4 protein-coding genes are annotated in these 6,234 nt (G+C 54.9%); 1 reads left to right on the forward strand and 3 read right to left on the reverse strand.

Annotated elements, in window-relative coordinates; translation table 11 throughout:
* Positions 1-69 precede the first annotated feature (69 nt).
* Genes wzc through URZ40_RS21245 form a run of 3 tightly spaced genes read right to left on the reverse strand, consistent with a single transcriptional unit; the run spans position 70 to position 3,824 of the window.
* Complete coding sequence (gene wzc, locus URZ40_RS21235) at positions 70-2,232, reverse strand: tyrosine-protein kinase Wzc (protein WP_316379408.1); 2,163 nt, start codon at positions 2,230-2,232, stop codon at positions 70-72.
* A gap of 2 nt (positions 2,233-2,234) precedes the next feature.
* Entirely contained in the window at positions 2,235-2,678 is a 444-nt protein-coding gene (gene wzb, locus URZ40_RS21240; protein WP_116338786.1) for a low molecular weight protein-tyrosine-phosphatase Wzb, read from the reverse strand.
* A 6-nt stretch (positions 2,679-2,684) separates the two neighbouring features.
* Positions 2,685-3,824: a polysaccharide export protein gene (locus URZ40_RS21245; protein ID WP_014170829.1), complete on the reverse strand. Its 1,140-nt coding sequence runs from the start codon at positions 3,822-3,824 to the stop codon at positions 2,685-2,687.
* Positions 3,825-4,516: 692 nt separating this feature from the next.
* Here URZ40_RS21245 and URZ40_RS21250 point away from each other — a divergent pair.
* Complete coding sequence (locus tag URZ40_RS21250; protein WP_166711730.1) at positions 4,517-6,100, forward strand: TerC family protein; 1,584 nt, start codon at positions 4,517-4,519, stop codon at positions 6,098-6,100.
* Positions 6,101-6,234 lie beyond the last annotated feature (134 nt).

Below are 6,234 nucleotides of genomic sequence, written 5' to 3' on the forward strand. Positions count from 1 at the left end.
TCCCGCACCGAACGGTCCCCTCTCCCCTCAGGGGAGAGGGGTAGGGTGAGGGGTGTGGGGTGTGTTTTGTTATTTACTGTCAGACTTGTATTCGTACTCGTAATAGCCGTAATCCTGGTACCCGGTCGCGCGGCGGAAGATGGAGTTCAGGATCACCCCTTTCACTTCAATCCCGTTCTGCTCGAAGCGGCTCAGGCTGGTTTCCACTTCTTTCAGGGTATTCACCGCATAGCGTGCCACCATCAGCGTGGTGCCCGCATGGCGCCCCACCACGGCCGCATCGGTCACGGCCAGAATCGGCGGCGTATCGATCAGCACCAGGTCATAGTGTTTGCTCGCCCACTCAATCAGTTGGGTGAAGCGTTCGCTCATCAGCAGTTCAGACGGGTTCGGCGGCACCTGACCACGTGGGATCAGGTCGAATCTCGGAATCGAGGTCGGCTTGGCGCTCTGGCTAATCTCCCCCTGACCCAGCAGGATTTCCGACAGACCGTTCACGTTGTTGGTGCCCAGCAGCTCGTGGGTGTAGCCCTTACGCATATCGCAGTCGATCAGCAGCACGCGCTTGTTGGTCTGGCTGACCACGGCCGCCAGGTTGGCGCACACAAAGGTCTTACCGATAGACGGGCTGACGCCGGTTAACATCAGTACGTTGTTTTTAGCCTGCATCATGGCGAAGTGCAGGCTGGTACGCAGGCTGCGTATCGCTTCAATCGCCAGGTCGGTTGGGTTACCCACGGCCAGCAGCTGGCTCTGTTTGTAACGCTTAACGCCCTTGATGGTCTTGACGCTGTCACGGGATTTTTGCCACTCGGAGAGCGGGATGCTGGCGTAAACGTTGATCCCGTTCTCTTCCAGCACCTGCGGGCTTTCGATGCCGCGGTTGAACAGCGAGCGCAGCAGCACGCCGACGATAGAGAGCATCAGGCCAAGAATAATGCTGCCGAGAATAATCAGCGCTTTCTTCGGTTTCAGCACGCCAGGCTGGGTAATGGCCGGGTCAACGATGCGCACATCACCCACGGTGCTGGCCTCGGTGATTTTCAGCTCCTGCTGTTTGTTCAGCAGCTGCATGTAAACCTGCTGTCCGGACTCCACGTCGCGAGTCAGGCGCACGATCTCCTGCTGCGTTTTCGGCATCGCGGTCACGCGGTCGTTCAGCTTCGCCTTCTCCTCTTCAAGGGTACGGCGTTTTTCCAGCAGCGTGCGGTAAGCCGGGTGGCGTTTGGTGTAAAGCTTGGAAATCTCCGCCTCTTTGAAGGTCAGCTCGTTGAGCTGCGCATCAATATTCACCATGGAGTCGAGAACCGATTTGGCCTCCAGCGGCAGGTCGACGGAGTCTTTATCCTGACGGAAGGCGTTCAGCTTGTTCTCGGCATCGTCCAGACGGGCACGCACTTCCGGGAGCTGTTTAGAGAGGAACGCCAGGCTTTTCGCCGCTTCCGCCGACTTGCGCTCGACGTTCTGCTCAAGGTAGTTGCGGGTAATGCTGTTCAGGATGTCGCGGATTTGATCCTTATCTTCACCGGTAAAGGTCATGCTCAGCACGCCGGTGTCCTTACCGTTTTCAGTGACGGTCAGGTTATTTTGCAGATTGTTGATCATGCCCAGCGTGGAGAATTTGGTGACGGTAAATTCCCCCCCCTCCTGAGCGTTGATGGCGGTGACCATCATGTTAACGCCATCTTTGGTCAGCATCTGCCCCACTTCGCCGCGCGCGCTAAAGCCCGCATCGCTGGTCAGCTGATACTGTTTCGGGCCAAGCACCGTCAGGGTAAAGGTTTGATCCCCTGCCCCTTTCGGCAGCACAAAGTCAGTCACCTTCACGGTGTCATTGCTGCGCCCCATCAGACGATCCCAGCCGGCACCAAAGATCGGGAACGTATTTTTGGTGACGGAGATGTCAAGGCCGAGGTCGTGAACCGTTTTGCCCAGTACCAGACGCGACTGGATCAGCTGAATTTCAGCGTCGGACGCCGGCGGCTTGTTCGCCAGCGCGGAGCCGATATCCTGCACCAGCGAGTTGCCGGTGTTCTGTTCAATCTGCACCAGCGCGTCGGCGCTGTAGATAGGCGTCGCAAAGAGCGTATAGATAACGGCCGCCGCGGCAAAGACGGCGGTAATGCCAAGCACCCACCACTTTGCCTCGATAACCGTGCCGACCAGGCGACCAATATCAATTTCATCACTGCCCGAAGTCGGGGCGGCAGAAGGTTTTGTTTTTTCTGTCATTGTTATCCCTGCTGAGCTTTCAGTGCCTGCGCCCACTGTTGGGCAGACTGGTCAAGTAAGGTGTAAACCGCCTCGAAGGCCTCATGGCTTTTGCGATACGGATCGGGAATTTCGCGTTCATTGTCCCAGTGACCAAACAGCATCACCTTGCCGCGCATCTCCGGAGCGATATCGCATAGCGCATGAATATGGCGTTTTTCCATTGCCAGAATCAGGTCATACTCCCGGCACATGCGGCCGGTGACCTGGCGGGCGATATGCCCGTCAAGAGAGAGGTTATGATCGCGGGCCACGCTCGTTGCGCGCTCGTCGGCACCTTTGCCCACCAGCGCGCCCAGCCCTGCGGAATCGACCGTTAACTCAGGCTGGTACTGTTTCAACAGCCGTTCAGCCGTAGGGGAACGGCAAATGTTCCCCACGCATACCACCAGAATTTTGTTGAACATCGCGGATTACCAGGTATGAATGTCGCGCGCCGTATCCGTCATGTAGCGAACGCCACTGATGGTTGGCAGCAACTGGTTGATCAGACGGTTCCAGCGGGCAACCGGCGCGGTGGTGACGTACACCACATCGTAAGGCTGGAGACGGAACTCCGTCGCCATCACCAGAGACGTCGCATCGGACATATCCAGCTGGTAGATGTTGGCAATTTTGCCCTTCGCACTGCCTTCACCTTTCAGCGGACGGATGACGAAGATACCGGTCGCATTGGACGTGGTCAGATCGATACCTTCTGCATTACCCAGGGCTTCGGTCAGGGTCATGCCGCTGAAGTCCATTTTGAGGGTGCTTTGTTTCTTCACTTCACCCATCACGAAGACTTTCAGATCGTCGTTGCGCGGTACGTAGAGAATATCGCCCGGATAGAGCAGGCGGTTCTGGGTCAGGTCGCCGTTTTGCATCAGCGCCTGCAGCGAAATGCGCTGCTCTTTGCCGTTGTGGGTCAGCACCACGTTGCGCCAGTCGGCGCCGTCGGTTAGGCCGCCCGCGGCGTTAATGGCGTCCAGAACGGTGAGCGGAACGTTGGTGATGGCCTGCTGGCCGGATTTGTTCACCTGACCGGAGATATAGGCTTTTTGCGAGCGGAATGCGGCGATATTAACGTCCACCTGCGGGTCGGCAATGTACTGCGCTAAGCGGCCGGTAATATCACTACGGATTTCGGCGAGCGTTTTCCCGGCGACATGCACTTTACCAATGTACGGATAGAACATGGTGCCATCTGACTGTACCCAGTTCCCGGTGTCGCTTGAGCTGCGGTACTGGCCCGCTGGCGTGGTCAGTTCAGGGTGATCCCAGACTGTCACGTTGATCACGTCGCCCGGCCCCACGCGATACTGATAGGAGGCAATTTCCTGGTCCAGAGACATATTCGGCTGGGCAACATTCGGACGTGGACGTAATTGTTCGACCAGACGTGGCGTAAGTGGATAAACATTCACCATTTTGTCGAGATCAAAATCGGCATCCTGTTGCTTGATCACATCCTTACCCATTGTTGACATATTGCTGCCGGGAAAGACCGTGCAACCACTCATCAAGGTCACAGACACCAATAATGGCATCAATTTCATTTTGGATTTCATCATTGATTATTTATCACTTTGGCAGAGTAATTATCCTGTGCAATTTAAATAAGCTTGAGACGTATTGGGTTTCAGCATGCAGTTAATCAAATAGAAATATAACTGGCATCAGTCCTAAAAAAAGCTTATTCATCCATTGGCTATTGACAGAATAATCGAGGCTGATTCACACGCTTTCAGGCACGCTACCGCCCTTGGCTTTCAGTTACCAATCCACTGACTAAACAATGTGTTATGGATAGACACCCTCTTGAGTAAGGTCTTCTGGCAATATTTCAGCCGCTTGAAATACACAGCGGATAATGAATGACCATTCCGAAGACCAAAACAATAATAGCAACAACAAGATTTAACATTTGATGCTGGGAGAATTGTTGCAGCTAACCTAATAGCAGGCAAGGAGACAACTGTCCTAATATCTGTTTTTAAGATTAATATTAAGAGCAAAGTTTTGACCTTTTAGGATTTTCTTTATATTGACAAAAAGAGAGCAAATATCACTACCTGCGATATATCCTAAAATGTTTTCATAATAATAAAATATGCGTATTTCGCTTATTTACACCCACCTGAGATTGCTCTCTTTTTTACGCTTCGTATTAAGAGAAATCTCAGCCCGACATTGCATTTTCCCCCAGCTTTATCCATGATCGAAGTGTGACATTCGTCATATAACAGAAGGTATTGCTATTACTATGGAATGGATTGCCGATCCATCAATCTGGGCCGGGCTGGTGACGCTGGTCGTCATCGAATTAGTGCTCGGGATTGATAATCTGGTCTTTATCGCCATCCTCGCTGAAAAACTACCCCCTTCCCAGCGCGACCGCGCGCGCGTGACGGGTCTGCTGCTGGCGATGGTGATGCGTTTACTGCTGCTGGCCTCTATCTCCTGGATGGTCACGCTCACTCAGCCTCTGTTCTCCGTTCGCGGTCTGAGCTTTAGCGCCCGCGACCTGATCATGCTCTTCGGCGGGCTGTTCCTGCTGTTCAAAGCCACGGTGGAGCTTAACGAGCGGCTCGAAGGCAAAGACAGCGAGAACCCGACCCAGCGACGCGGGGCAAGATTCTGGCCGGTGGTGGCGCAAATTGTGGTGCTCGATGCCGTCTTCTCTCTGGATTCGGTGATTACCGCCGTCGGGATGGTGGACCATCTGGCCGTCATGATGGCTGCGGTGATCATCGCCATCACGCTGATGGTGATGGCGAGCAAAGCGCTGACCCGCTTTGTGAACAGCCACCCGACCATCGTGATCCTCTGTCTCAGCTTCCTGTTGATGATCGGCTTCAGCCTGGTCGCCGACGGCTTCGGGTTCCATATTCCGAAAGGTTACCTGTACGCCGCCATTGGCTTCTCCGTAATGATTGAAGCGCTCAACCAGCTGGCGATATTTAACCGCCGCCGGTTTCTCTCCGCGAATCAGACCCTGCGCCAGCGCACGGCCGAAACCGTCATGCGCCTGCTGAGCGGCAGGAAAGAGGATGCCGAGCTGGACGCCGAATCCTCCGCCCTGCTTGCCGATCACAGCGACGGGCAGATCTTTAACCCACAGGAGCGGCTGATGATCGAGCGGGTGCTCAACCTCAATCAGCGCACGGTGAGCAGCATCATGACTTCCCGGCATGACATTGAGCATATTGACCTCACGGCACCGGAAGATCGGGTCCGCGCCCTGCTGGATAAGAATCAGCATACCCGCGTGGTAGTGACCGGCGGTGAAGAGGAAGAGGAGCTGCTGGGCGTGGTGCACGTTATTGACCTGCTCCAGCAGCAGCTTCGCGGTGAGCCGCTTAACCTGCGCGCGCTGGTGCGCCAGCCGCTGGTCTTCCCGGAAGGGCTACCGCTGCTCTCTGCCCTTGAGCAATTTCGCAACGCGCGCACGCACTTTGCCTTCGTGGTGGATGAGTTTGGTTCGGTGGAAGGGCTGGTCACGCTCAGCGACGTGATGGAAACCATCGCCGGTAATCTGCCAAACGAGGTGGATGAGATTGATGCCCGCCACGACATCCAGAAAAACGCGGACGGCTCGTGGACGGCCAACGGCCACATGCCGCTGGAAGACCTGGTGCAGTACGTGCCGCTGCCGCTGGACGAAAAACGGGAATACCACACCATTGCCGGCCTGCTGATGGAGTATTTACAGCGCATCCCGCAGCCGGGGGAAGAGGTTCAGGTGGGCGACTATCTGCTTAAAACCCTGCAGATTGAAAACCATCGCGTGCAGAAAGTGCAGCTTATTCCGCTGCGGGATGAGGAAGAGCTGGATTTTGAGGTATAGATAAAACAAAACGGCAACCAGGTTGTAATGCCGATCAGTTAAGGATCGGTTGACCGATCCAGTGGCTGTGTAAGAATCCGGAAATGCTCACCCGTTTCCGGATTTTTTTATGCACATTGGACAGGCTCTTGATC

Origin of the sequence: Enterobacter sp. 296B2 (genome assembly GCF_034106185.1) — a bacterium.
GTDB classification, from domain to species: domain Bacteria; phylum Pseudomonadota; class Gammaproteobacteria; order Enterobacterales; family Enterobacteriaceae; genus Enterobacter; species Enterobacter cloacae_N.

Bases quoted from the DNA above. Each gene is read 5' to 3' on its own strand.
- wzc (WP_316379408.1), bottom strand. From the start codon at position 2,232: ATGACAGAAAAAACAAAACCTTCTGCCGCCCCGACTTCGGGCAGTGAT.
- wzb (WP_116338786.1), bottom strand. From the start codon at position 2,678: ATGTTCAACAAAATTCTGGTGGTATGCGTGGGGAACATTTGCCGTTCC.
- URZ40_RS21245 (WP_014170829.1), bottom strand. From the start codon at position 3,824: ATGATGAAATCCAAAATGAAATTGATGCCATTATTGGTGTCTGTGACC.
- URZ40_RS21250 (WP_166711730.1), top strand. From the start codon at position 4,517: ATGGAATGGATTGCCGATCCATCAATCTGGGCCGGGCTGGTGACGCTG.